29 protein-coding genes and 1 tRNA gene are annotated in these 24,531 nt (G+C 66.3%); 21 read left to right on the top strand and 9 right to left on the bottom strand.

Translation table 11 applies throughout. The features are described 5' to 3' along the window. The first annotated feature begins 195 nt into the window (after positions 1-195). The gene (locus BMY35_RS06325) at positions 196-468 is read left to right on the top strand and encodes a hypothetical protein (protein WP_093196129.1); all 273 of its coding nucleotides are present in this window, start codon (positions 196-198) and stop codon (positions 466-468) included. Positions 469-492: 24 nt separating this feature from the next. On the opposite strand, the gene BMY35_RS06320 is transcribed toward BMY35_RS06325, so the two are convergent. Together BMY35_RS06320 and BMY35_RS06315 are read right to left on the bottom strand one after the other, a co-directional pair. Continuing rightward, the gene (locus BMY35_RS06320; protein ID WP_093196128.1) at positions 493-993 is read right to left on the bottom strand and encodes a ferritin-like domain-containing protein; all 501 of its coding nucleotides are present in this window, start codon (positions 991-993) and stop codon (positions 493-495) included. A gap of 205 nt (positions 994-1,198) precedes the next feature. After that, positions 1,199-1,834 carry a response regulator gene (locus BMY35_RS06315; protein WP_093196127.1) on the bottom strand — a complete coding sequence of 212 codons (636 nt, stop codon included), beginning with the start codon at positions 1,832-1,834 and terminating at the stop codon, positions 1,199-1,201. Between the two features lie 657 nt (positions 1,835-2,491). On the opposite strand from BMY35_RS06315, the gene BMY35_RS06310 reads away from it, so the two are divergent. From BMY35_RS06310 to BMY35_RS06255, 12 genes are all read left to right on the top strand, one after another. Then, on the top strand, positions 2,492-2,845 hold the full coding sequence (locus BMY35_RS06310) for a cupin domain-containing protein (protein ID WP_093196126.1): 354 nt from the start codon (positions 2,492-2,494) through the stop codon (positions 2,843-2,845). A 58-nt stretch (positions 2,846-2,903) separates the two neighbouring features. Then, positions 2,904-4,397 (top strand): aldehyde dehydrogenase family protein, encoded by a 1,494-nt coding sequence (locus BMY35_RS06305; RefSeq protein WP_093196125.1) that lies wholly within the window; start codon positions 2,904-2,906, stop codon positions 4,395-4,397. A 278-nt stretch (positions 4,398-4,675) separates the two neighbouring features. Beyond that, positions 4,676-4,993, top strand: coding sequence for a hypothetical protein (locus BMY35_RS38695; RefSeq protein ID WP_256228247.1), 318 nt, complete (start codon positions 4,676-4,678; stop codon positions 4,991-4,993). A 228-nt stretch (positions 4,994-5,221) separates the two neighbouring features. Further along, on the top strand, positions 5,222-5,521 hold the full coding sequence (locus tag BMY35_RS06295; RefSeq protein WP_093196124.1) for a hypothetical protein: 300 nt from the start codon (positions 5,222-5,224) through the stop codon (positions 5,519-5,521). A gap of 117 nt (positions 5,522-5,638) precedes the next feature. Next, positions 5,639-6,010 (top strand): DUF7674 family protein, encoded by a 372-nt coding sequence (locus BMY35_RS06290; protein ID WP_093196123.1) that lies wholly within the window; start codon positions 5,639-5,641, stop codon positions 6,008-6,010. Positions 6,011-6,069: 59 nt separating this feature from the next. Continuing rightward, positions 6,070-6,492, top strand: a complete 423-nt coding sequence (locus BMY35_RS06285) for a hypothetical protein (protein ID WP_093196122.1) — start codon at positions 6,070-6,072, stop codon at positions 6,490-6,492. Between the two features lie 52 nt (positions 6,493-6,544). Continuing rightward, on the top strand, positions 6,545-7,048 hold the full coding sequence (locus BMY35_RS06280) for a hypothetical protein (RefSeq protein WP_218152975.1): 504 nt from the start codon (positions 6,545-6,547) through the stop codon (positions 7,046-7,048). Further along, positions 7,038-7,355: a hypothetical protein gene (locus BMY35_RS06275; RefSeq protein ID WP_143080653.1), complete on the top strand. Its 318-nt coding sequence runs from the start codon at positions 7,038-7,040 to the stop codon at positions 7,353-7,355. The genes BMY35_RS06280 and BMY35_RS06275 overlap by 11 nt, the downstream gene beginning before the upstream one ends. A gap of 88 nt (positions 7,356-7,443) precedes the next feature. Continuing rightward, positions 7,444-7,677 (top strand): hypothetical protein, encoded by a 234-nt coding sequence (locus BMY35_RS06270; RefSeq protein WP_143080652.1) that lies wholly within the window; start codon positions 7,444-7,446, stop codon positions 7,675-7,677. Positions 7,678-7,844: 167 nt separating this feature from the next. After that, complete coding sequence (locus BMY35_RS06265) at positions 7,845-8,879, top strand: thiamine pyrophosphate-dependent dehydrogenase E1 component subunit alpha (RefSeq protein WP_093196119.1); 1,035 nt, start codon at positions 7,845-7,847, stop codon at positions 8,877-8,879. Next, complete coding sequence (locus tag BMY35_RS06260; protein WP_093196118.1) at positions 8,876-9,835, top strand: alpha-ketoacid dehydrogenase subunit beta; 960 nt, start codon at positions 8,876-8,878, stop codon at positions 9,833-9,835. The genes BMY35_RS06265 and BMY35_RS06260 overlap by 4 nt, the downstream gene beginning before the upstream one ends. Positions 9,836-9,855: 20 nt before the next feature. Beyond that, on the top strand, positions 9,856-10,311 hold the full coding sequence (locus BMY35_RS06255; protein ID WP_093196117.1) for a MarR family winged helix-turn-helix transcriptional regulator: 456 nt from the start codon (positions 9,856-9,858) through the stop codon (positions 10,309-10,311). Here BMY35_RS06255 and BMY35_RS06250 read toward each other — a convergent pair. After that, positions 10,299-11,057 (bottom strand): SDR family oxidoreductase, encoded by a 759-nt coding sequence (locus BMY35_RS06250; RefSeq protein ID WP_093196116.1) that lies wholly within the window; start codon positions 11,055-11,057, stop codon positions 10,299-10,301. The two genes, BMY35_RS06255 and BMY35_RS06250, sit on opposite strands and share 13 nt — an antisense overlap. Positions 11,058-11,074: 17 nt before the next feature. Then, on the bottom strand, positions 11,075-11,848 hold the full coding sequence (locus BMY35_RS06245) for an SDR family oxidoreductase (protein ID WP_093196115.1): 774 nt from the start codon (positions 11,846-11,848) through the stop codon (positions 11,075-11,077). A 122-nt stretch (positions 11,849-11,970) separates the two neighbouring features. Here BMY35_RS06245 and BMY35_RS06240 point away from each other — a divergent pair, with 122 nt between their 5' ends. Beyond that, the gene (locus BMY35_RS06240; protein ID WP_093196194.1) at positions 11,971-12,909 is read left to right on the top strand and encodes a LysR family transcriptional regulator; all 939 of its coding nucleotides are present in this window, start codon (positions 11,971-11,973) and stop codon (positions 12,907-12,909) included. Between the two features lie 82 nt (positions 12,910-12,991). Beyond that, positions 12,992-14,017: a Bug family tripartite tricarboxylate transporter substrate binding protein gene (locus BMY35_RS06235; RefSeq protein WP_093196114.1), complete on the top strand. Its 1,026-nt coding sequence runs from the start codon at positions 12,992-12,994 to the stop codon at positions 14,015-14,017. Between the two features lie 118 nt (positions 14,018-14,135). Here the strand turns inward: BMY35_RS06235 and BMY35_RS06230 are convergent, their stop codons facing one another. Together BMY35_RS06230 and BMY35_RS06225 are read right to left on the bottom strand one after the other, a co-directional pair. After that, complete coding sequence (locus tag BMY35_RS06230; protein WP_093196113.1) at positions 14,136-14,459, bottom strand: DUF1840 domain-containing protein; 324 nt, start codon at positions 14,457-14,459, stop codon at positions 14,136-14,138. Between the two features lie 11 nt (positions 14,460-14,470). Beyond that, entirely contained in the window at positions 14,471-15,739 is a 1,269-nt protein-coding gene (locus BMY35_RS06225; RefSeq protein ID WP_093196112.1) for an SAM-dependent methyltransferase, read from the bottom strand. 132 nt (positions 15,740-15,871) lie between these two features. On the opposite strand from BMY35_RS06225, the gene BMY35_RS06220 reads away from it, so the two are divergent. The 6 genes from BMY35_RS06220 to BMY35_RS06195 are packed head-to-tail and all read left to right on the top strand — an operon-like array spanning position 15,872 to position 22,812. Beyond that, positions 15,872-18,256 carry a bifunctional salicylyl-CoA 5-hydroxylase/oxidoreductase gene (locus BMY35_RS06220; RefSeq protein ID WP_093196111.1) on the top strand — a complete coding sequence of 795 codons (2,385 nt, stop codon included), beginning with the start codon at positions 15,872-15,874 and terminating at the stop codon, positions 18,254-18,256. Position 18,257: 1 nt separating this feature from the next. Next, positions 18,258-18,740: a MarR family winged helix-turn-helix transcriptional regulator gene (locus BMY35_RS06215; RefSeq protein WP_093196110.1), complete on the top strand. Its 483-nt coding sequence runs from the start codon at positions 18,258-18,260 to the stop codon at positions 18,738-18,740. Continuing rightward, positions 18,737-19,591 (top strand): enoyl-CoA hydratase family protein, encoded by an 855-nt coding sequence (locus tag BMY35_RS06210; protein ID WP_093196109.1) that lies wholly within the window; start codon positions 18,737-18,739, stop codon positions 19,589-19,591. Before BMY35_RS06215 ends, BMY35_RS06210 begins: the two co-directional genes overlap by 4 nt. 4 nt (positions 19,592-19,595) lie before the next feature. Next, the gene (locus BMY35_RS06205) at positions 19,596-20,789 is read left to right on the top strand and encodes an acyl-CoA dehydrogenase family protein (protein ID WP_093196108.1); all 1,194 of its coding nucleotides are present in this window, start codon (positions 19,596-19,598) and stop codon (positions 20,787-20,789) included. A 5-nt stretch (positions 20,790-20,794) separates the two neighbouring features. After that, positions 20,795-22,417, top strand: a complete 1,623-nt coding sequence (locus BMY35_RS06200; RefSeq protein WP_093196107.1) for an AMP-binding protein — start codon at positions 20,795-20,797, stop codon at positions 22,415-22,417. Continuing rightward, entirely contained in the window at positions 22,414-22,812 is a 399-nt protein-coding gene (locus BMY35_RS06195; protein ID WP_093196106.1) for a RidA family protein, read from the top strand. Before BMY35_RS06200 ends, BMY35_RS06195 begins: the two co-directional genes overlap by 4 nt. Before the next feature lie 133 nt (positions 22,813-22,945). Here BMY35_RS06195 and BMY35_RS06190 read toward each other — a convergent pair. The 3 genes from BMY35_RS06190 to rpoA all read right to left on the bottom strand — a co-directional run bounded on the left by BMY35_RS06190 (position 22,946) and on the right by rpoA (position 24,524). Further along, positions 22,946-23,022, bottom strand: a tRNA-Met gene (locus BMY35_RS06190). Between the two features lie 18 nt (positions 23,023-23,040). Then, positions 23,041-23,439 carry a 50S ribosomal protein L17 gene (rplQ, locus tag BMY35_RS06185; protein WP_093196105.1) on the bottom strand — a complete coding sequence of 133 codons (399 nt, stop codon included), beginning with the start codon at positions 23,437-23,439 and terminating at the stop codon, positions 23,041-23,043. Positions 23,440-23,534: 95 nt separating this feature from the next. Further along, positions 23,535-24,524 (bottom strand): DNA-directed RNA polymerase subunit alpha, encoded by a 990-nt coding sequence (rpoA, locus tag BMY35_RS06180; protein WP_009124827.1) that lies wholly within the window; start codon positions 24,522-24,524, stop codon positions 23,535-23,537. Positions 24,525-24,531: the final 7 nt, after the last annotated feature.

Raw genomic sequence — 24,531 nt, 5'->3', positions numbered from 1 at the left:
CGAACTAACTATCCCATCGGGATGGGACTCCCGGCATCCGGGAATTCCCGAAGCGCATTGCGCGCCCCCTTTTGCGAGATGAGGTCCTACGCCGAGCGCCCGCGCGGCCGGGTATCTTTCGCATCCCCCCGCCCCCGGCGGGGCCCGCATTGCCCCGGACGCCCCAGGCGCTCCGACCCACAAGGAGACAACGAAATGTCCACCGACATGCTCAGGCAGATTGCCGCCACGCGGCTGCCGATGGTGATGTCCTCGCCCAAGGACATCGATGAAGTGCTGAAGCTGCGCGCCGCGGGACTGGTGCTCGCGCTGGTGCCCTCGGCCGCCGACATCGCGAAGATGCCCGGCCTGCGCGTGGTGCAGGTGCTCGCCGTCACGCAGAAGGGCTTCGAGGCCCTGCAGTGCGTGCGCTATCCGGGCGAAGGCGCCCACGAGAAAAAGGGCCAGGAAGCCCTGGCCCTTTCCTGAGGCGCGGTCCGCGCGTCACGTCATTCATTCGCGCGTACGCGCGGCGTCGCGCAGGTCGCGGATCTGGTCGTGGTTGCGCTGTGTGCCGTCGGCCTGCATCGAGATCACCCTGCGCACTTCGAGCGGCAGGTTCTGCTTCAGCGCCTTGCGGTAGCGTGCGACCGCCGTGTCTTCGCCGCGCTCGCACGACTCGAGGATCGACAGTTCGCTGTTCGCGCCCAGCGATCCCTTCACGTGCACCCAGCCGCGATGCAGCGCGCCGCTGGCGGTACCGCCTGAAGCAGGAGTGCCGCCGTAGGTGGCGATGAGGGCGATCAGCTCGACTCCGGCCTGCCTGCATTGCTCTGCGCGGCTCGCGAACAGCTGCTTCGTCGCGGGGTCCTTCACCTCCTCGGCACAGGCGCGGAAGCCGTATTCGCCGTCGCGCGCGTTCTCGAGCAGGTCGTTGAGCACGTCCACCACTTCGTCGTTGCCCAGCGTGGGGCCGGTGGTCAGGGTGTCCGCGGTTGCTTCGGTGTATGCCATGTCGTGGTCCTTTCGTTGCCTGCCTTGCGGCAGGCCGGGTCTGCGAAGTCCAGCCCTCGTGTCGCCTCTGTGTTGGATTGCTCTGGCGCTCTGGCGGCTGGTCGAAGACCCATGTTGGAAAGATCGACGGCACCGCCGCGTCGGCCCATCGGGCGACACGGCGTAGGCGGAGGATGACCCGCCCGTTCGCGATTCGACCCGCGGCTCAGTCGATGAGCTGCGTCTTGATGGCGTAGTAGGTCAGGTCGCTGTTGGTGGAGAGGTTCATCTTCTCCATCAGGCGCGTGCGATAGGTGCTGATGGTCTTCACCGACAGCGAAAGCGCCTCGCCGATGGCGCCCACGGTCTCGCCCTTCGCGAGCTTGAGGAACACCTGGAACTCTCGCTCCGACAGGTGCTCGTGCGGCGGCGCGCTGCCGTCCTTGCGCTCCAGCTGGCCCGCGAGCAGCTCGGCCACCGAGGGCGAGATATAGCGGCGGCCCAGCGCGATGGTGCGGATGGCCTTGGCGATCTCCTCGGGATCGCATTCCTTGTTGAGGTAGCCCGATGCGCCCTGGCGGATCAGGTTCACCGCGTAGTGCTCCTCGGGGTAGCCGCTGAGGATGAGTACGCCCAGGTCCGGAGCCTTGGCGCGCACCATGGCGAGCGCGTCGATGCCGCTCTGGCCGGGCATGGACAGGTCCATCACCAGCACGTCGATGTCGGTGGTGCGCACCAGGTCGATGGCTTCGCGGCCGGAGCCGGCCTCGCCCGCGACGCGGAAGTCGACGAAGGTGGAGAAGAATGACTTCAGGCCTGTGCGGACGACTGCGTGGTCGTCGACGATGCCGATCTTGATCATGGTTGTGTTCCTCCTGGTTGGTGGGCGGCCGCGAGCAGGCAAGCAAGCACGCGGCAGGAACACGTCACCATGCCACACGCATCCGCGATCCGGGGCATCGCAACGCAGGTCGGGCGTTTGTCCTGCAAGCGATGCGGGAAGCGTCTTTCGGCGACGTAGGAGCAGGGGCCGCCGATGAGGGCCGGGCTTCATCCATGGCGCGGGCGGCACGGGAAAGCCCTGGGGAAAATTCCGGCACAACGCCGTGGTTGTCCACAGACGGACCGCACGGTGCCGAGTTGTTCTTTTTCCTGAGCGCCCCGAAAGCACAGGTGCGCACAGCAAGACGGGCAAGCCAAGTCGTTGTCGGCCAAGGGAAAAGGCGTGATGTCCACAGCCCGGGTTTACCCTTATCTACTACTACTATCTTCAATAAGAAGAATAAATAAGAGAAGAGGAAAACGAGGGCGAAGCTGCGACGCATCGCAAAGGTCCAGCCGGAGACCACGCATCCGGACATGCCACGGGGAGGCTGGAAGGACCTCGGCAGATTGCGCTGCGCAGGCCGGCGATTCGCGCATTTGCAGCCGTTGCGGCAACCAGCTTCGGCATCGGCACGGCAGCTAGCACCCCTAGCATCGATGCACCGAACAACCCGCCCCGGCACGTCCGTCTTCCATGTCCAATCTGCTCGTCTCCTTCGACTTCGACCGACTCGGCGAACCACGCGAATACCGGCCGCCGGCCGACCGCGTGCTCGAAGGCGATGTCGTGTGCCGCAGCTGGGACGTCGACAGCGCCAAGGACGGCAAGGTGCGCGCCGGCGTGTTCGAGTCGACACCGGGCGTCAACCGTTCCATCAAGGGCGAGACCTGGGAGTTCTGCCTGATCCTGTCCGGCGTGGCGGAGATCACCGAGGACGGCCACGACCCCGTGACCTACAAGGCCGGCGACTGCTTCATCATGAAGCCCGGCTACCTCGGCACCTGGCGCACCATCGAGACGGTTCGCAAGGTGTGGGTCACGGCCTGAAGCGATTGCCTTGCCATGCTCAAGCGCGCACCTCTGCTGAACAAATAGGCGATCGAAGATGACGACCACTGCATTGCCCGAGGCCGTGCGCCTGCTCATCGCCACGGGTGTCGAGAGCGCCGACTGCCATCGCTTCTACATCGACGGCGCCTGGCAGGAACCCGACGAAGGCGCGCACGCATTCACGGTGATGAACCCCGCCAACGAACAGGTGCTGGGCCGCATCGCCATGGGCAACGCAAGCGACGTGGACCGCGCGGTCGCCGCGGCACGCAGGGCGTTCCCCGCGTTCTCTCGCTCGAGCGTTCAGGAACGCGCCGCGCTGCTGGAAAGAGTCCACGCCCTGATCCTGGAGCGTGCCGACGAACTCGCGCTGATGCTCAGCCTGGAGATGGGCGTGGCGATCAGCTACGCCCGCGCCGCGCAGGTTCCGTTCGCGGCGGAGCACGTGCGGGTGGCACGCGAGACCCTGCTGGACTACCCGTTCATGCAGCAGCAGGGCACCACCGCCATCGCACGCGAGGCCATCGGCGTCTGCGGCCTCATCACGCCGTGGAACTGGCCGCTGTACCAGGTCACGGCCAAGGTCGCACCCGCGCTGGCGGCAGGTTGCTGCGTGGTGCTGAAGCCCAGCGAGCTGTCGCCGTTCAGCGCCCTCATGTTCGCCCGCCTGATGCACGACGCCGGCGTGCCGGCCGGTGTGTTCAACCTCGTCAACGGAACCGGTCCCGAGGTCGGCGCGGCCATGGCCGAGCACCCAGGCATCGACATGATCTCCATCACCGGCTCGACCCGCGCCGGCGTGCTGGTGGCGCAGGCCGCTGCACCCACCGTCAAGCGGGTCACGCAGGAACTCGGAGGCAAGTCGCCCAACGTGATGCTGCCCGACACCGACTTCGCACGCGCGGTTCCGCTGGGCGTGGCTGCCGCGTTCCGCAACGTCGGCCAGTCGTGCAGCGCGCCCACGCGCATGCTCGTGCCGCGCAACGCCCTTGCGCAAGTGGAGGCGCTGGCACGTGAGGCGGCCGAGGCGCTGGTGGTGGGCTACCCGATGTCGCCGCAGACCACCTTGGGCCCCATTGCCAACAGGGCCCAGTTCGAGCGGGTGCAGCACATGATCCGGGTCGGCATGGAAGAAGACGGCGCGCAACTGCTGTGCGGCGGCCCCGGCCGGCCGGAGGGATTGCACGAAGGCTTCTACGCCCGCCCGACCATCTTCTCGTCGGTGAGCACCGGCATGCGCATCGCACAGGAAGAGATCTTCGGCCCCGTGCTCTGCATCCTTCCCTACGACACGGTGGAAGAGGCCGTGGCCATCGCCAACGACACGGTGTACGGCCTGGGTGCGCACGTGCAGGGCACCGACATGGACCGGGCCCGCGCGGTGGCCAGGCAGATCCGCGCCGGCCAGGTGCTCATCAACCATCCGGCGTGGGACCCCTTTGCTCCTTTCGGCGGCTACAAGCTTTCAGGCAATGGACGCGAGTACGGGCGGCATGGGCTGGAGGAGTACCTGGAGACGAAGGCCGTTCTCGGCTTCTTTGAGGCGTAGGTTGGCCGTGTTGCCCGTGGCTATACTGCGCCGGTCACGTCAAAAAGAGGCGTGACCGGGATTGGTCTCCTGAAGCATCTCTGCGACGAAAGCCGCAGTTTCCCCGCAGGGTCTGCGGCTTTGTCATTCGTGCCTCCGATTTTTGGCGGCTCGACGGGCGGGCGCAAGCCCGGCCGGTTCTCGCGAGAGGTGCCCGGTAGACCAACCCGTCGAGCTGCCGCCTCCGATTGGTCTCGGGAGCGGCGGTTTCAGCAAACCGCACCTCTTGGAGGCCACTCATGGCTGCATCCGCTCGCGCGTCCGCGCACGTCTCTTCCGTTCCTGAATCTTCTTCTGAAACCGCCAGCGTCGAATCGCTTGCCCTGCAGGCATGCGATGACATCGACGATCTTCACGAGGTGCGACGCGCATATGCGGGCCTCGAAAAACTCATCGTGCAGCAGGGAGTGAACGATACGGAAGAGGTCTATCCGACACGCTCCGAACTCGGCGCGCTGGTGCGAGTGGTCAATGAAGAACTGCGGCGGCGTATCGAAACGACCGAGGGGACGATTCAGTCGTTGCGTGTAGCTGCGAGTGAAGGTACTGGGCAATAAGAAGACCACTACGAACCGTTGGCTGCGCCGAGTGCATGGCCGTCGGCGTTGCGCTCTCTGCGTTGGTAGGGGTTCCCGTGGGGACATCCGCTTCGCAGCGAGCGTGGTTCTCTAGTAGGGTCGTGCCAAACTTCGGCATCCGGCCAGAAGCTGGCCTCTACCGGGTCATTTCAAAGTTGAGCATCAACGGCAACACGGACTGGCTTTCCCAGGAGATGGCGGACCAGCATGACCCAGATTTACCTGTACGGCGTTGAAGCGACATATGCCGGAGGTTGCGACTTCGAATGGCAAGCTCCCACCGTCGGCGGCAGGCACAAGGTCATCCTCTTCCTGGCACAGGACGACGAGACCTCCCGAGAGGACAGGGCCACATCAGAGCTCGCGCGATTTGGTTTTGTCGAGCTTCATGTTGGTGCCGGGCGACCGATAGAGGTTGAATCGCTCAACGACCCGCGGATGCATGTGTTCAAGAAGCACTATGAGGGCGCCTTGGTGGAGGGGTGTTCGCTTGTTTGGTATCCGTAGTCGCGAAAAACAGAAAAGGCAGAATCCGGCCAGAACCGGACCGTCGCCCACGCAGCCCAGTTCGCGAACACCCTGCGGTCGGCGAGAACCCAGTCATTCGCACACGAGACCCATTGAATGAGCAACACTTGCCATACCTTGTTTGAGGACCTGGCCGCTGGGTCGCCAGCGCTGAAGGGAGCCCTTCAGGATGCGAAGGAATACTGGGCACCGGACGAGCCGCCGATGACTTCGCTCTTGGCGACCCTCGCGAACTGTCTGGTCGATGCATCCGCCAACCCAATGGCCCCCGAAACGGAGCGCGCTTTGCGCGTCGTCGAAGCCGCAATGGCGAGCGGGGATGCTGACCTTGTCACCGCTGCTGCGACCGGCTTCATCGAGGGACTGGTCGCGTCGGCGGACCGGCATGGCGTCCTAGCACAATTCCTCGCCGCACTTGGCCCGGTTTCTCGCAGCCACGCTGACCGGTGGCTATCCTTCAAGGGCTGAGGTCGGCCAAGACCAGACATCTGACCAGTACGCCCAGTTCGTCCCTAGGAGCTAGCCCTATGACCAGCTACATCAGCCTCAGAGACCGAAGGTTCAACGTGACGTCAGCGGTAGTTCGACATTTCGACGGGCTGTGGAGCGTGGAGATTGAGACGATGCCGAAGGAGTTCGACGGCGAAATATGGTCGCCCAGGCTGTACCACCAGGGCTTACGGCTGCTGGCGTCTACAGAAGGCGATCTGGAAGGAGCGAGCACCTCGTGGAGCAATAAATCGGACGCCGCGTACCCGCATCCAGAGCTAGGGCTGATGTATGTTTTCGGTCACCATGATGTGTACGACACGACGTTGGCGTTCGGTTGCGCGACCGCCGGGCACGTAGAACTCACATGGAACGGGCTTTGCGACATATTCTGGTCCGGTGACTTCATCGAGGCCGTACCTTTTCAGTGCCGCTGCGTCGCATTGGTACACCACGGCTGATGGCAGGACGCGGCCAGAAGCGGCCATCCGCTGTCCTGGCCAACTCGGCTGCTTGACGCTTGCTTCCCAAAACTCTTTGATTCAAAACGTGGCCCTGACAAACTACTTCGACACGGATGACGGCTCGCTTCCTGAGATCGAAGTCATCTTTGACAGCGCATCATCAATCCCGGTGGCTTTTGGACATCTGTATGAGCGCGGCGCCAGGAACGTAACGCAAGGTGGCGGCTATCTATGGATTTCGGAGACGCAACTGGAGAAACCGTTTACTGGTCCAGGTGACGCAAGCTTGGTAGCGTCAGGCATCGCAGCGCCATTTCACGTCGTCCTTGCAGACATCGTTGGGCTCAAGTGCCCAATTCCTTTGCTTGGGGTCTTCGTTCTTGCCGACCGGCTCACCATTGACTACCGGATGGGGGCAGACTGGGCAACTGCTCAGATCGAATCACTGCTCCATTTGCTACGCGGGCTTCAGTGCCTTGGTGGCAGGGTGGAGGCTCCTTGGTGGGGTGAGGACGGTACGCGGGACTTAACCGCAGCTCTAGATGCAATATGACGGCCATCACCAGACCTTCGCCGTGACGCCAGAAAATTACCCAGTGGTTGGCCGATTCAAGAACGAAACCGCATTCGCGATAACGCTGTATCTTGAGATGGTCCCCGAAGAGGTAATCCTTGAGCCTGGCGATGAGGTGGAACTGCTTGCGCAACTTACTGACAACCTGCTGCCTCTCAAGGTGACCCCTATGGAGGACGGTCTCCATATACACGCACACAAAGAGTGGGACCCGGATTGGCACGTCAGATTCAGAGGCCGAGTTATCAAGGCCGGCAATCCAACCCGTCTTTCTGATTACCGCTAGAGCCGAGCCTCTGAGAGGCTTGCATCGATAAACGCCAGGCGACCGACCAATGTCGGCCAGAAGCAGACACCCCTCCAAGGCCATGCACATGAAGCAGACACGCCTAACTTGGCTTGTGAGAATGGGCTATATCTTGATGGCTCTAGGCATCCTTCTGTTGTTGCCGCTTGGCGATCTTCTGCCAGTCGATCTGTTTGGCGGTATGCATCATTACTACCGCGTTGTCCCAACCGAGCACAGCTGGCTCATGGAGGCATTGTTGATTGGACTCGGCATGCTGTTGGTGCTGGTTGGCCTAGCGTTGCGCAGCAAAGGTCAGTGATGGCCAGGACAAAATCCGGCGCTGCTCCAAACGCATGCCCACAACCAGTCCGAAACAAAAGCCCGACGCCAAACTTTGAACGCCGGCGGGTAAGCCCGGTGCCGCGATCCCATCTCGCTTGATACGATTTTTGTCGAAACGCCCGCCCCAAGGGCGTCGGAGACAAGATGGACTCGAGCATTTCCAGCCACGCCAACCACGGCGCCGGCGAGGCGCTGTACCGCACCATGGTGCGGACCCGGGCCTTCGAGAACGCGGCGGAGACCGCCAGCCAGGGCGGCGTGAGCGCCTACGGCCAGCAGGCGGCGGACGCGGCCAAGGTGCGCGGCCCGCTGCACCTGTCGACCGGGCAGGAGGCGGTGCCGGCCGGGGTCTGCGCCCATCTGCGCGCCAGCGACTACCTCACCTCCACCCATCGCGGCCACGGCCACACGCTGGCCAAGGGCGCGGACCTCACGCGGATGATGTGCGAGCTGTTCGGCAAGACCACCGGCTTCAACGGCGGCAAGGGCGGCTCGATGCACATCGCTGACTTCTCGGTCGGCATGCTGGGCGCCAACGGCGTGGTGGCGGCGGGGCTGCCTATCGCGGTGGGCGCGGCGCATGCGCAGAAACTGCTGAACAAAGGCGACGACATCACGGTCTGCTTCTTCGGCGACGGCGCGATCAACCGCGGGCCCTTTCTCGAAGCGCTGAACTGGGCGCGCGTGTACGACCTGCCGGTGCTCTTCGTCTGCGAGGACAACCGCTGGAGCGCGACCACCGCGAGCGGGCCGACGACGGCGGGCGAGGGTGCCTCGGTGCGCGCCGAGGCGCTCGGCATCGCAGCCACGCAGGTCGACGGCAACGACGTGTTCGCTGTGCACGCGGCGGCCGCGAAGCTGGTGGCCGAAGTGCGCGCCGGCAGCGGGCCGCGCCTGCTGCATGCGCTGACCTACCGCGTGAAGGGGCACGTGTCGGTGGACGTCGCGGCATACCGCGATCCGGCCGAGCTGGCGGCGGCGCTGGAAACCGATCCGATCGCGCGGGCGCGCGGCCATCTGCTTTCAGCCGGCGTTGCCGCCGCGACGCTCGACGCCATCGAGAACGCCGCGCGCGACGAGGTCGACACCGCGCTCGCGGTGGCCGACGCAGCGCCCTGGCCCGAGCCCGGTGCCGCCTTCACCGATGTGCAGACCGTCGGGGAGGGCCAGTGGCGATGAAGCAGCAACTGAGCTATTCGGAAGCCGCCCTGCTGGCCCTGCGGCGCGAGATGGAAGCCGACCCGCGCGTGGTGGTGCTCGGCGAGGACGTGGGCCGTGGCGGCATCTTCGGGCAGTACAAGGGGCTGCAGCAGCACTTCGGCGACGGTCGCGTGATCGACACGCCGATCAGCGAGGCCGCGATCATGGGCGCCGGCGTGGGCATGGCGCTCGCGGGCCTGAGGCCGGTGGTCGAGATGCGGGTGGTCGACTTCGCGCTGTGCGGCATGGACGAGCTGGTGAACCAGGCCGCCAAGAACCGCTTCATGTTCGGCGGCCAGGGCCGCGTGCCGCTGGTGGCGCGCATGCCGGGCGGCATCTGGGACGCCTCGGCGGCGCAGCATTCGCAATCGCTCGAAGCGTGGTTCGCGCACCTGCCGGGCGTGGTGGTGGTGTGCCCCTCGACGCCGCAGGACAACCACGGCCTGCTGCGCGCCGCGCTGCAGTGCGGCGACCCGGTGGTCTACATCGAGCACAAGACGCTGTGGGGCACGCAGGGCGAAGTCGACGAAAGCGTCGCCGTGCCGCTGGGCAAGGCGGCGCGCGTGTGCGAGGGCAATGCGCTCACGCTGGTGAGCTGGAGCCGGCAGATGCAGGCCTGCGCGGCGGCCTGCGATGCGCTGGCTGCCGAGGGCATCACGGTGGATCTGATCGACTTGCGCACGCTGTGGCCCTGGGACCGCGAGACGGTGCTGTCGTCGTGCGCGCGCACCGGCCGACTGCTGGTGGTGCACGAGGCGGTGCAGGCGGCGGGCTTTGGCGCAGAGATCGCAGCGAGCGCGGCGGAGGCCACGGGCTGCCGCATCGCGCGGCTGGGCGCGCCGCGCATTCCGGTCGGCTACTCGCCAGTGCTGGAGGCGCAGTCGCGCATCGGCGTAGAGGCGATCGTGGCTGCTGCGAAGAAGCTAGCGGGCTGAACGCAGCCTCGCCGGGAACAATGGACCCGCTCTTCTTCAAGCTGGTGCGGGTCGTGAACCTCACGGCTCGGCCTTTTCACGAGCGCGTGGGCCGCGAGCACCGGCTCACGCTGAACGAGTGGCGCACGATGGCCGTGCTCGCCGCGCAGCCGGGGCTCAACGCCACGCAGGTCGCCGACCAGACCGGCCTCGACAAGATGGCGGTGAGCCGCGCGCTCGCCGGCCTGCGGCGGCACAAGCGCATGCAGCGCCACGATGATCCGACCGACCGGCGCAGCAGCCGGCTCTATCTCACCGCCGTCGGCAAGGCACTGCATGAAACGGTCGGCGCGCTCGGCCGCGAGCGCGAGGCCGAGCTCTTCGCGGGCATCGAGGCCGGCGAACTGGCGCGCATGGAAGCCACGCTCGACAAGCTGATCCTCGCCGTGTCGAACAGCGGTGATGGCGCTCCAGGGCCGGACGCTCAGGCGGTGTAGCCGCCGTCCACGCTCAGGCTGGCGCCGGTGACGAAGCCGCCATCGGGCCCGACGAGATACGCCACCATGCCGGCAATCTCGCTGGCGCGGCCGTGGCGCTGCAGGGCCATGAGGCCGTGCATGAAGCCGGCGCGCGGTCCGGCGGCGGGGTTCATGTCGGTGTCGGTCGGACCCGGCTGCACGTTGTTGACCGTGATGCCGCGCGGGCCGAGGTCGCGTGCCAGGCCCCGCGTGAGACCGACGATCGCGGCCTTGCTCATTGCATAGACGCTGGCGCCCACGGCCGGCACGCGCTCGGCGTTGATGCTGCCGATGTTGACGATCCGCCCGCCCTCGCCCATGCGGCGCGCAGCCGCCTGGGTCGCGACGAAGACGGCGCGCACGTTGACGTTCACGGTGCGGTCGAAGTCCTCGAGCGTGAAGCTGTCGAGATCGCCGCGCAGGTAGACACCGGCGTTGTTCACCAGGATGTCGAGCCGCCCGAAGTCCTTCGCGGCCTGCTCGACGGCGGCGGTGAGCGCAGCGGCATCGCCCGCATCGGCACGAAGGGCGAGTGCGCGGCCGCCGGCGGCGCGGATCTCGCCGGCCAGCGCGTCGGCCTCGGCCTGTGCGCTCACGAAGGTGAAGGCCACTGCGGCGCCGTCGCGCGCCAGCCGGCGCACGATGGCCGCGCCGATGCCGCGCGAGCCACCGGTGACGAGAGCAGCCTTGCCGGCCAGGGCGGGCTTGGGAGTCGGGTGCGTCATCGTCGTCGCGCCCGGGCTCAGGCCGCGAAGCCGCCGTCGATGTTCAGGCTGGCACCGGTGACGAACGCGGCTTCCGGACTGGCCAGGTAGCCGACCATGCCGGCGATTTCTTCCGGGAGGGCGTGGCGGGCGACTGCCATCAGGCCGTGCATGGCGGCGGCATTGGGGCCGTCGACCGGGTTCATGTCGGTGTTGACCGGGCCGGGCTGCACGTTGTTGACGGTGATGCCGCGCGGGCCGAGGTCGCGCGACAGGCCCTGCACCAGGCCGACCAGCGCCGATTTGCTCATGGCGTAGGCGCTGCCGCCGGGCCAGGGCATGCGCACGGCGTTGGTGCTGCCGATGTTGATGATCCGGCCGCCCTCGCCCATGTGGCGCGAGGCTGCCTTGGCCGCGACGAAGACGGCGCGCACGTTGACGTTCAGCGTCTTGTCGAAGTCCTCGAGCGAGAAGTCGTCGAGGGTGCCGCCGAGGAACACGCCGGCGTTGTTCACGAGGATGTCGATCTTGCCGAAGGTGCGGGCCGCTTCGTCGATGCCGGCGGTGAGGGCCGCGGCATCGGCGCTGTCGATCTTCAGGGCGAGGGCGCGGCCGCCTTCGGACTGGATGCTGCGCACCAGCTCGTTGGCCGGGGCGGCCGAGCTGGAGTAGCTGAAGGCGACGGCGGCGCCGTCGCGCACCAGCCGGCGCACGATGGCCGCGCCGATGCCGCGCGAGCCGCCGGTGACGAAGGCGACCTTGCCGGCCAGGACGGGGGAAGAAGACGAAGAAGAAGCAGTGTTGGAGGCCATGATTTTTCCGATGAGGTGGAGGAAGAAGGCCTCAGTTTGGGTTTTTCATTCCTTCTTCGGTAGCCACCAATTGGCTCAATCAAATTCAACCAATGGTTGAAGATGAGCACGACAATGCGGCCATGGAGCCGCTCAATCACCTCGAATCCTTCGTGCAGAGCGCCGAGGGCGGCAGCTTTTCCGAGGCTGCCCGGCGCCTGGGGCTGACGCCGGCCGCCGTCAGCAAGAACGTGGCGCGGCTCGAAGCGCGTCTGGGCGTGCGGCTGTTCCAGCGCAGCACGCGTCGCCTGACGCTGACCGAGGGCGGCGAACGCTTCCTGGCGCAGGTCGCCCCCGCGCTGGCCACGCTGCAGGAGGCCGTGGCCGGCGTCGATACCGACGACGGCCAGCCCGCCGGCACGCTGAAGGTGAGCATGGGCCAGGCCTTCGGGCGCGAGCATGTGCTGCCGATGATGGGCGACTTTCTCGCGCGCTATCCGGCCATCCTGCCGGACTGGCATTTCGACAACCAGCAGGTCGACCTGGTGGGCGAGGGCTTCGACGCGGCCATCGGCGGCGGCATCGAGCTGCCGGCCGGGATGGTGGCGCGGGAGCTGGCGCGCATCCACGTGGTGGCGGTGGCGTCGCCCGCGTACATGGAGGGACGGCAGCTGCCCAAGCACCCGTCGGAGCTGGCGGCGCTCGACACGCTGCTGCGCCGCTCCTCGCCCACGGGCCGGGTGCGCAGCTGGACGCTGCGGCGCGTGCGCACGGGCGCCGGCGAGGGAGAAATCAGCGTCGAGCTGCCACGGCCGCGCGCGATCTTCAACGACCCCGAGGCGATCGCGCATGCCGCGCTGATGGGGCTGGGCGCGGCGATGCTGCCGATGCCCTTCGTGGAACGCGGGCTGCGCAGCGGCGCGCTGCTGAGGCTGCTGCCCGAGTGGTACCAGGACGCGGGCGCGGTGTGGCTCTACTACCCGAGCAAGAAGCTGCTGCCGCCGAAGACGCGGGTGTTCGTCGATTTCGTGCTCGAGCGCTTGCGCAGCGAGCGATTCGCGCGGCGGATGCAGGTGGCCTGACCGAGAACTCCCTCACGGGTTCAAGGGGCTCACGGGGTTTTCACCCGCGACGGTCGCAGCGCGCACCTGTACAAACGCGCGCATGACCAATCCGACTTTCTTCTTCTCCCCGAACCGCCGCACCGCGCTGGCCGCGTCGGTCGCCGCCGCGCTGACCCTGATGACCGCCCCCTCGTGGGCCCAGAGCACCTGGCCGACCAAGCCCGTGCGCATCGTCGTGCCCTTCGCGGCCGGCGGCACCACCGACATCCTCGCGCGCGCCGTGGCGCCCGAGCTTTCGAAGGCCTTCGGCCAGCAGTTCATCGTGGACAACCGCGCCGGCGCTGGCGGCAACGTGGGCGCCGAGATCGTAGCGCGCGCGCCGAACGACGGCTATACGCTGCTGATGGGCACGGTGGGCACGCACGGCATCAACCGCGCGCTGTACCCCAAGCTGCCCTTCGACCCGATCAAGGACTTCGCGCCGATCACGCTGGTGGCCGCCGTGCCTAACGTGATGGAGATGAACGCCGAGAAAGCGAAGTCGCTGAACATCCACAACGTGCAGGACTTCATCAAGTACGCCAAGGCCAACCCGGGCAAGCTGAACATGGCTTCCAGCGGCAGCGGCACCTCGATCCACCTGGCGGGCGAGCTGTTCAAGAGCATGACGGGCACGTTCATGGCCCACATTCCGTACAAGGGCTCCGGCCCGGCGCTGCTGGACATGGTGGGCGGCAACGCCGACGTGATGTTCGACAACCTGCCCTCGTCGATGGCGCAGATCAAGGCCGGCAAGCTCACGGCGCTGGCGGTGACGAGCGCGCAGCGTTCGCCCGCGCTGCCGGACATTCCGACGGTGGAGGAAGTGGGCGGCCCTTCGCTCAAGGGCTTCGAGGCAAGTTCGTGGTTCGGGCTGCTGGCGCCGGCGGGCACCTCGCCGGAGATCGTGAACCGCATCCAGCAGGAAGTGGCCAAGGCGCTTGGTACGCCGGCCATGAAGGAGAAGATGCTGGCTCAGGGCGCAATCCCGAGCGGGAATTCGCCTGCGGACTTCACGAAGCTCATCGCGAGCGAGCACGTGAAATGGGCGAAGGTGGTCAAGGACTCCGGCGCGAAGGTGGACTGACCCCCAGGCTGCGCGGCACTTCGTGCCGCTTCGCCAACCCCCTTGCAGGGGGCAACGCCTGCGGCCCGGCGGAGCCGGTTCCGCGGCGTTTCGCGACTGAAACCGTCGATCTATTCGATCAGGTCTTCCAGGTCACGTCTTTCTTTTCGGCCAGCGAATCCTTGAGCATGTGCAGCAGGGGGATCGCGCGCTGGTGCAGGCCCACGTGCTGCTTCTCGGCCTCGTTGGCGTGGCCTTCGACGGCGTAGTCGTCGTTGTTGTGGGCGTTGGAGGCCTCGCGCGCCAGCGCTGCCTCGATGGCCGCGATGGCACCCGGGATCTGCTCGACGGTGATGATGCCCTGCGGGGCGGCCGACTTGCCGACGATCTCGAGCAGCTGGCGGGCATGCACTTCGAGCATCACGAAATCGGGAGAGGCACGGGACTGGAATCGATAGAGCATGGTGTTCTCACTCACTTGTAGATGTAGTCACGTGCAAAAGGGTACACCGATTGCGCGCCGCGCAGGACGCCGTGTTCGACCTTTCCGTCGGGCTTGGTGGAGAGCATCTGGTGCAGCGAGATCCAGCCCTGCTCGAAGCTCATGGCGGAACCGGCGAGGTACAGGCGATAGGCCCGCAGGATGCGCTCGGCGTTGTCGCCCTGGCGGCCGCCGCTTCGTTGCAAGACTTCGAGCGCGGTGTCGAGCTGCGCCTCGAGTGCATCGGACCAGGCCCACAGCGTGCGCGCGTAGTGGGGGCGCAGGCTCTCGGTGTCGACCATCTCCAGGCCGGCCGCGGCGGTCTCGCGCAGCACGTGCGTCACGTGCAGCAGCTCGCCGCCGGGGAAGATGTATTTCTCGATGAAGTCGCCCATGCCGGCGCCGAGCTGGCGATAGTTGAGCTCGCCCGAGGTGATGCCGTGGTTCAGCACCAGGCCGCCGGGCCTCAGCAGCGAATGGATCTTGCGGAAGTAGGTCGGCATGTTGGCCGCGCCCACGTGCTCGAACATGCCGACGGAGGAGATCTTGTCGAAGGGCTTGTCGGTGGGCACTTCGCGGTAGTCGCGCAGCTCGACTCGCACGCGGCCCTGCAGGCCTTTCTCTTCGATGAGCCGCTGCACGTGCGCGTGCTGGTTCTTCGACAGCGTGATGCCGGTGGCGTCCACGCCGTAGTGCTCGGCCGCCCACAACAGCAGCGCGCCCCAGCCGGAGCCGATGTCGAGGTAGCGCTCGCCGGGCTGCAGCATGAGCTTGCGGCAGATGTGGTCGAGCTTGGCTTCCTGCGCCTGCGCCAGCGTGAGGTCGGGCGTGCGGAAGTAGGCGCATGAATACACGCGGCGCGGGTCGAGCCACAGCGCGTAGAAGTCGTCGGAAACGTCGTAGTGGAACTCGATCTGGGCCGCGTCCTTGCGCAGCGAATGCGAGCCGTGCGACTTGGCCCGGCGCTGCAGGCGGCTCCACCAGCCGGTGTCGGTCTGCGCCGGATTGCCCGGGAGCATGCCGACCGTGGCGTCGATCAGGTCGCGCATGGCGCCTTCGATCTGCACCTTGCCTTCGACGTATGCCTCGCCGATGGCTCCCACCTGTCGTGCCGCCAGCTTGGCGAGCACCGCCCATTCCTTGAAGGCCAGGGTGACGCGGGCTCCCGCCTGGGCTACGCGCCGGCCATCCGGCAGCTCCAGCGCGATGGGGACAGGCAGCGAAGCCAGCTGCGACTCGATTTTTGGTATCAAGTGTTGCATGGGCGCATGGTATTGATTTTTCCAAGCTTTTGCATGACTTCCCGTGTCGGCGCAGGCCGCGAGATGCGCTCCGGGGCGGGCCTGCAGGAATCCCGATTGACAACAGATTGTTTATGTCTAAACTATTTAGCCATGAACAGCCTCGACCCGTCCAAGTCCGCCCCCGCCTCGGACCTCCAACGCATCCTTTGCATCGGCGGCGGGCCGGCAGGCCTGTACTTCGCCCTGCTGATGAAGGCGCGCAATCCCGCGCTGCAGATCACCGTGGTGGAACGCAACCGCCCCTTCGACACCTTCGGCTGGGGCGTGGTGCTGAGCGACCAGACGCTCGCCAACCTGCGCGCGGCCGATGCGCCGACCGCGGCGCTCATCGGCAACGAGTTCCATCACTGGGACGACATCCAGGTCTTCTTCAAGGGCCGCCAGGTGCGCTCGGGCGGCCACGGCTTCTGCGGCATCGGCCGCAAGCGGCTGCTGAACATCCTGCAGGAACGCTGCCTCGAGCTGGGCGTCGAGCTGGTGTTCGAGACCGACGTCGCCGACGACCAGGCGATTGCCGCCAAATACAAGGCCGATCTGGTGATCGCCAGCGACGGCCTCAACAGCCGCATCCGCCAGCGCTACGCCGACGTTTTCCGCCCCGACATCGACCTGCGCAACTGCCGCTTCGTCTGGCTGGGCACGCACCAGACCTTCGACGCCTTCACCTTCGCCTTCGAGCAGACCGAGCACGGCTGGTTTCAGGCGCACGCCTACCAGTTCGACGACAAGACCTCGACCTTCATCGTCGAGACGCCCGAGGCAGTGTGGAACGCTCACGGCCTCGACCAGATGGAGCAGCCAGAGGCCATCGCCTTCTGCGAGAAGCTCTTCGCCAAGTACCTCGGCGGCCACTCGCTCATCAGCAATGCCACGCACCTGCGCGGCTCGGCCAACTGGATCCGCTTTCCGCGCGTGGTGTGCGAGCGCTGGACGCATCGCATCGACGTCGAAGGCCGCTCCGTGCCCGTGGTGCTGATGGGCGACGCGGCGCACACGGCGCACTTCTCCATCGGCTCGGGCACCAAGCTGGCGCTGGAAGACGCGATCGACCTGGCCAACGAGTTCGCCCAGGGCGGCACCGTCGACCACGTGCTCGAAGGCTACGAGGCACGCCGCAGCGTCGAAGTGCTGAAGATCCAGAACGCCGCACGCAATTCCACCGAATGGTTCGAGAACGTGCCGCGCTACACGGGCATGCAGGTCGAGCAGTTCGCGTACTCACTGCTCACGCGCTCGCAGCGCATCAGCCACGAGAACCTGCGCCTGCGCGACACGCAATGGCTGAGCGGCTATGAACAGTGGCTGGCCGGCGGCAAGGCGCTGCCGCCGATGCTCATGCCCTACAAGGTGCGCGGGCTCACGCTGAAGAACCGCATCCTGGTGTCGCCGATGGCCACCTACAGCGCGGTCGACGGCGTGCCGCAGGACTTCCTGCTCGTGCACCTGGGTGCACGAGCACTCGGTGGCGCGGCCATGGTGTTCGTCGAGATGACGAGCCCGACGCCCGAAGGCCGCATCACCCCCGGCTGCACGGGCCTCTACAACGACGCGCAGCAGGCGGCCTTCAAGCGCATCGTCGATTTCGTGCACACGCAGTCGAGCGCGAAGATCGCGATGCAGCTCGGCCACAGCGGGCCCAAGGGATCGACCCGCGTGGGCTGGGAAGGCACCGACGAGCCGCTCGAGACCGGCAACTGGCCCCTGCTGGGCGCGAGTGCACTGCCGTATGGCGAACAGAACCAGCTGCCCGCCGCCATCACACGCGCCGAGATGGACACGCTGCGCGACCAGTTCGTCGACTCGACCCGCCGCGCGGCCGAATGCGGCTTCGACTGGCTCGAACTGCACTGCGCGCACGGCTACCTGCTGTCGGCTTTCATCAGCCCGCTCACCAACCTGCGCACCGACGAGTACGGCGGCGACATCGAGGCGCGCTGCCGCTATCCGCTCGAAGTTTTCCGCGCCATGCGCGCCGTGTGGCCCGCCGACAAGCCGATGAGCGTGCGCATCTCTGCCCACGACTGGGCGCCCGGCGGCAACACGGATGCCGACGCCATCGTGGTGGCCCGCCTCTTCAAGGAAGCCGGCGCCGACTTCATCGACGTGTCCTCCGGCCAGACCACGCGCGCCGCAAAGCCGGTGTACGGGCGCATGTACCAGACGCCGTTCTCCGACCGCATCCGCAACGAGGTCGGCATCTCGACCATCGCGGTGGGCGCCATCACCGACGCCGACCAGGCCAACAGCATCATCGCGGCCGGCCGCGCCGACCTGTGCGCGATCGCGCGCCCCCATCTCGCCGATCCGGCATGGACGCTGCACGAGGCGGCCAAGCTGCAGAGCCGCGACGTCGAATGGCCCGTGCAGTACCTGAGCGGGCGCGACCAGATGTACCGCGAGATCGCCAAGCAACAGCAGCTCGCGGCCGCCGCCAATGCCGCGATGGCCGCGCAGAACAGCGAGGAGACGCACTGACATGGACCTCGAAGCGCGCGCGCACAGCGAGCATCCCGAAGCCTTGCGGCTCTGGCTGCGGCTTCTCACCTGCACCCAGCTGATCGAGAAGCAGGTGCGCAACGAGCTGCGCTCGCAGTTCGCTACCACGCTGCCGCGCTTCGATCTGATGTCGCAGCTCGAGCGTTCGCCCGAGGGGCTCAAGATGAACGAGCTCTCGCGCCGGATGATGGTGACGGGCGGCAACGTGACGGGCATCACCGACCAGCTCGTGTCCGAAGGGCTGGTGGAGCGCATCAACGTCGAGGGCGACCGCCGCGCATGGCGCGTGCGCCTCACGCCGCGCGGGCGCAAGCTCTTCAACGAAATGGCGCAGCAGCACGAAGACTGGATCGTCGAGGCCTTCTCCGGCCTCAGCGCCAAGGAGATCGCGCAACTGCACAAGCTGCTCGGCAAGGTCAAGCAGCACTCGCACAACCAACTACTGATGGCGGAGACCGAATGAAGCACTACATCGGCGCGGGCAATCCCATGCGCGCGCAATTCGAGGCGAAGGCGCCCTACAAGGCCGAGCACTTCGCATGGAGCTACGAAGCGGGCGTGGGCACCATCACGCTGAACCGGCCGGATCGCAAGAATCCGCTGACCTTCGACTCGTACGGCGAGCTGCGCGACCTGTTCCGCGCGCTGGTCTACGCCACCGACGTGAAGACGATCGTGGTGACCGGCGCGGGCGGCAACTTCTGCTCGGGCGGCGACGTGCACGAGATCATCGGCCCGCTGACCGGCATGCGCATGCCCGAGCTGCTGGAGTTCACGCGCATGACGGGCGACCTGGTGAAGGCGATGCGCGCATGCCCGCAGCCCATCGTCGGCGCGATCGACGGCGTGTGCGCCGGCGCCGGCGCGATGATCGCGCTGGCCTGCGACTTGCGCTACGGCTCGCCGGCCACGCGCACCGCTTTCCTCTTCACGCGCGTGGGCCTCGCCGGTGCGGACATGGGCGCCTGCGCGCTGCTGCCGCGAGTGATCGGCCAGGGCCGTGCGTCGGAACTGCTCTTCACCGGCCGCGCAATGACGGCGCAGGAAGGCCATGCCTGGGGCTTCTTCAACGCGCTGCACGAAAGCGATGCATTGCTCGAGGCCGCGACGAAGGTTGCGCGCGACCTGGCCGAAGGCCCGACCTTCGCGCACGGCATGACGAAGACGATGCTGTCGCAGGAATGGTCGATGACCATCGACCAGGCCATCGAGGCCGAAGCGCAGGCGCAGGCCATCTGCATGCAGACCGAAGACTTCAGGCGCGCCTACGAGGCCTTCGCGGCCAAGCGCAAGCCGGTGTTCGGCGGAGACTGAAGCGATGATGACCAAGGCCCCCGCACCTCCATCGACAGCGCATCTCGCGCTGCCCTTCTTCGACGACGCGCACCGTGCGCTCGCCGACGGCCTGCTGCCCTGGGCCGACGCGCAGCAGGTCGACGAGCACGACGACCGCGCCGCCTGCCGTGACTGGGTCCAGCGGCTCGGCGCCGGCGGCTGGCTGCGCTACTGCGTGCCGGGCAGTTCCGGCGGCGCGCTGGAGCGGCTCGACTCGCGCGCGCTCGTGCTGCTGCGCGAGACGCTCGCCTACCATTCGCCGCTCGCCGACTTCGCGTTCGCGATGCAGGGTCTGGGCAGCGGCTCGATCACGCTGGCTGGCACGCCGCAGCAACACGCCGACTACCTGACCGCCGTTACCAAGGGCAGCAAGATCGCGGCCTTCGCACTCAGCGAGCCCGAAGCCGGCTCCGACGTGGGCGCGATGGCGATGCGCGCGGAGGAGACCTCCGACGGCTGGAAGCTCAACGGCGAGAAGACCTGGATCAGCAACGGCGGCATCGCCGACTTCTACTGCGTGTTCGCGAAGACCGACCCGGCGGGCGGCACGCGCGGCATCACGGCCTTCATCGTCGATGCGAAGACGCCCGGTCTTGACACCTCCGCGCACATCGACGTGATGGCGCCGCATCCGCTGGCCACGCTGCGCTTCGAGAACTGCGTGGTGCCGCGCACCGCGCAGCTCGGCGAGCTCAACGGCGGCTTCAAGCTCGCGATGCGCACGCTCGACATCTTCCGCGCTTCGGTGGCCGCAGCCGCCCTCGGCATGGGCCGTCGCGCACTGGCGGAAGCGATTTCGCATTCGAAAAAACGCCGCATGTTCGGCCAGACGCTGGCGGACTTCCAGCTCACGCAGGCCAAGCTCGGCGAAATGGCAGCGCTGATCGACAGCGCTGCCCTGCTCACCTATCGCGCGGCATGGATGCGTGACGACGCCGAACGACGCGGCGCGCCGGCGGTGGGCGACGTGTCGGCCGCAGCGGCCATGGCCAAGATGTGCGCCACCGAGAACGCGAGCCGCGTGATCGACATGGCGCTGCAGATGCACGGCGGCCTCGGCGTGAAGGTTGGCACGAAGGTTGAAAGCCTCTATCGCGACATCCGCTCGCTGCGCATCTACGAAGGCGCGACGGAAGTTCAACAACTGATCATCGGCAAATCCGTTCTGCGGGGATAAACACCGTGTCTGCCCAAGTCGACCGCTTCGTTCACGACCGCTTGCCGCCCGCGGCACAGCTGCCCGTCTTTCGCTACGACCTGCCCGAGCTACGGCTGCCCGACCAGCTCAACCTGGTCGAGGAACTGCTCGACAAGGCTGCGGCGAAGGGGTTCGGCGACAAGCCGATGCTGCGTTCGCCGCAGGGCACGCTGACCTATGCGCAGGCGGCCGTCGAGGTCAATCGCATCGCCCAGGTGCTGGTCGAAGATCTCGGTCTGGTGCCGGGCAATCGCGTGCTGCTGCGCGGCGGCAATTCCGTGGCGATGGCGCTGGCCTGGCTCGCGGTGGTGAAGGCCGGGCTCATTGCAGTGGCGACGATGCCGCTGCTGCGCGCGAAGGAACTGGGCGACATCATCGAGAAGGCGCAGCCCGTGGCCGCTCTGTGCGACGGACGGCTGCTCGACGAGCTGGCGATCGCGCAGCGGGAACATCCGGTGCTTGCCGCGGTGATCGCATTCAACAAGCCCGACGCGGAAGACTCGCTCTCCGCGCGCGCGGCGAAGAAGAGCGGCGTATTCACGGCCTGCCCCACGGCTTCCGACGACATCGCGCTACTGGCTTTCACCTCGGGCACCACCGGCAAGCCGAAGGCGCCCGTCACCACGCACCGCGACGTGCTCGCGATGTGCGAGACATGGCCGCGCCACGTGCTGCGCGCGCGCAGCGACGACATCGTGGTGGGATCGCCCCCGCTGGCCTTCACTTTCGGGCTCGGCGGGCTGCTGGTGTTTCCGATGTGGGCCGGGGCTTCGGTCTACTTTCCCGATGCGCCGTTCACGCCCGAGGGGCTGGTGAAGCTCATCAACGAGGTCGGCGCGACCATCTGCTACACGGCGCCCACGTTCTACCGCCAGATGGCGCCGTTCGTGAAGCAGCACGGCATGCCCAGCCTGCGCATCAGCGTGAGCGCGGGCGAGGCCCTGCCTGACGCCACGCGGCAGCTGTGGAAGGAGGCTTCCGGCATCGAGATGCTCGACGGCATCGGCGGCACCGAGGTATTCCATATCTACATCTCGGCCGCGGGCTCCGACGTACGCCGTGGCGCGGTCGGCAAGGCCGTGCCGGGCTTCACCGCGAAGGTGGTGGACAACCAGGGCAACGAAGTGCCGCGCGGCACGGTCGGCAAGCTCGCGCTGCAGGGGCCGGTGGGCTGCAGATACCTCGACGACCCGCGCCAGGCAGACTACGTGAAGAACGGCTGGAACTACCCCGGCGATTCGTTCGTGCAGGACGACGACGGCTACTTCTTCTACCAGGCGCGCGCCGACGACATGATCATCACGGCCGGCTACAACGTCGGCGGCCCGGAGGTGGAGGATGCGCTGCTCAAGCACCCGGCCGTGGCCGAGTGCGGCGTGATCGGCAAGCCGGATGCCGAGCGAGGCATGATCGTGAAGGCGTTCTGCGTCCTCAAGCCGGGCAACGAGGGCAACGCCGCCCTCGTGAAGACACTGCAGGACCACGTGAAGGCGACCATCGCGCCGTTCAAATACCCACGGGAGATCGAGTTCGTGCCGGCCCTGCCGCGCACGGAAACCGGCAAGCTCCAACGATTCAAACTGAGACAACTCAACACGACATCATGATCAACAAACTCCTGCAACCCGAAGGCTGGCTGCCTCCCAAGGGCTATGCGAACGGCGTCGCCGCTCGTGGAACTATGCTGTTCGTCGGTGGCCAGATCGGCTGGAATGCACAGCAGCAATTCGAGTCGGACGACTTCATCGACCAATGCGGCCTGGCGCTGCGCAACATTGTCGAGGTGCTGCGTGCGGGCGGCGCGGGCCCGGAGCACATGGTGCGCATGACCTGGTACGTGACGGACCGCGACGAATACAGCCGCCGGCTCGCCGAGCTCGGTCCCGTCTATCGCGACGCGATGGGGCGCAACTTCCCGGCCATGACCTGCGTGCAGGTGGCGGCGCTGGTGGAGCATCGGGCGAAGGTCGAGATCGAGGTGACGGCAGTCATTCCTGACTGAGTTGCCACGCTGACCAAAAATAAAAAATGCCCTCATTGCGAGGGCATTTCTTTTTTGCCATTCACCGGCAATTGATGGGTAAAAGATCGAAAAAGAAAAAGGCCCTTTGATTTCTCAAAGGGCCTTTTCAATTTGGTTGCGCGAGCAAGATTTGAACTTGCGACCTTTGGGTTATGAGCCCAACGAGCTACCAGGCTGCTCCATCGCGCGGCAGACTTAGATTATAGCTTATTCAGCAGCGTTTTGCTCGGCTGCGTCTTCTTTAATTTCAGGACGATCAACCAGTTCGACGAGCGCCATCGGGGCGTTGTCACCCACGCGGAAACCCATCTTCAGGATGCGGGTGTAGCCGCCCGGACGTGCTGCGAAACGCGGGCCGAGGTCTCCAAAGAGCTTCACGACGCTGTCGCGGTTGCGCAGGCGGTCGAAGGCCAGGCGCTTGTTGGCGACGGTGGGCTTCTTGGCGAGCGTGATCATCGGCTCGATGACGCGGCGCAGTTCCTTGGCCTTGGGGACCGTGGTCTTGATGACTTCATGCTCGATGAGCGAATTCATCATGTTCTGCAGCATCGCGAGGCGGTGCGAGCTGGTGCGGTTGAGTTTGCGGAGTCCGTGTCCGTGACGCATGGTGCTTTCCTTTACTTTATAAAACAGGCAGCCGTGTCAGGTACTGCCCGGTGCACTGGCCCTTTTCAGGGGGCCTATTTCAAAAATTCAAATAATCAACGCTTGTCGAGGCCGGCCGGCGGCCAGCTTTCGAGCTTCATGCCCAAGGTCAGGCCGCGGGAGGCGAGCACTTCCTTGATTTCGTTGAGCGACTTGCGACCCAGATTCGGGGTCTTGAGCAGCTCGTTCTCGGTGCGCTGGATCAGGTCACCGATGTAGTAGATGTTTTCGGCCTTCAGGCAGTTGGCCGAACGCACCGTCAGTTCGAGTTCGTCGACAGGGCGCAGCAGGATCGGATCGAACTGCTGTGCGCTGCGCGGAGCCGGAGCATCGAACGCAGCGAGTTCGCCGCCTTCGAGCTGCGCGAACACGGCGAGCTGCTCGACCAGGATTTTAGCCGATGCGCGCACTGCGTCTTCGGCGGTGATCGCACCGTTGGTCTCGATTTCGACCAGCAGCTTGTCGAGGTCGGTGCGCTGCTCCACGCGGGCGCTTTCGACCGTGTAGCTCACGCGCTTGACGGGCGAGAACGAGGCGTCGAGAACGATGCGGCCGATCGACTTGGTCGGCTCGTCCGCGTAGCGGCGCATCGTGCCGGGCACGTAGCCGCGGCCTTTCTCGACCTTGATCTGCATGTCGAGCTTGCCGCCTTGCGACAGGTGGGCGATCACGTGGTCGGGATTGATGATCTCGACGTCGTGCGGGGTCTGGATGTCCGAGGCCAGCACCGGGCCTTCGCCGTCCTTGCGCAGGCTCAGCGTGACTTCGTCGCGGTTGTGGAGCTTGAACACCACGCCCTTGAGATTCAGCAGGATGTTGACGACATCTTCCTGCACGCCGTCGATCGACGAGTACTCATGCAGAACGCCAGCGATCGTGACTTCGGTGGCCGAGTAGCCCACCATGGACGACAGCAGAACGCGACGCAGCGCGTTGCCGAGCGTGTGGCCGTAGCCGCGCTCGAAAGGCTCGAGCGTCACCTTGGCCTTGTTGGCGGCAAGTTGCTCGACCTGGATGGTCTTGGGTTTCAGCAGGGTGGTTTGCATGCAGACT

This window comes from Variovorax sp. YR750 (genome assembly GCF_900109805.1).
GTDB lineage: Bacteria > Pseudomonadota > Gammaproteobacteria > Burkholderiales > Burkholderiaceae_C > Variovorax > Variovorax gossypii.
This window is presented reverse-complemented; position numbering and strand designations above follow the sequence as displayed.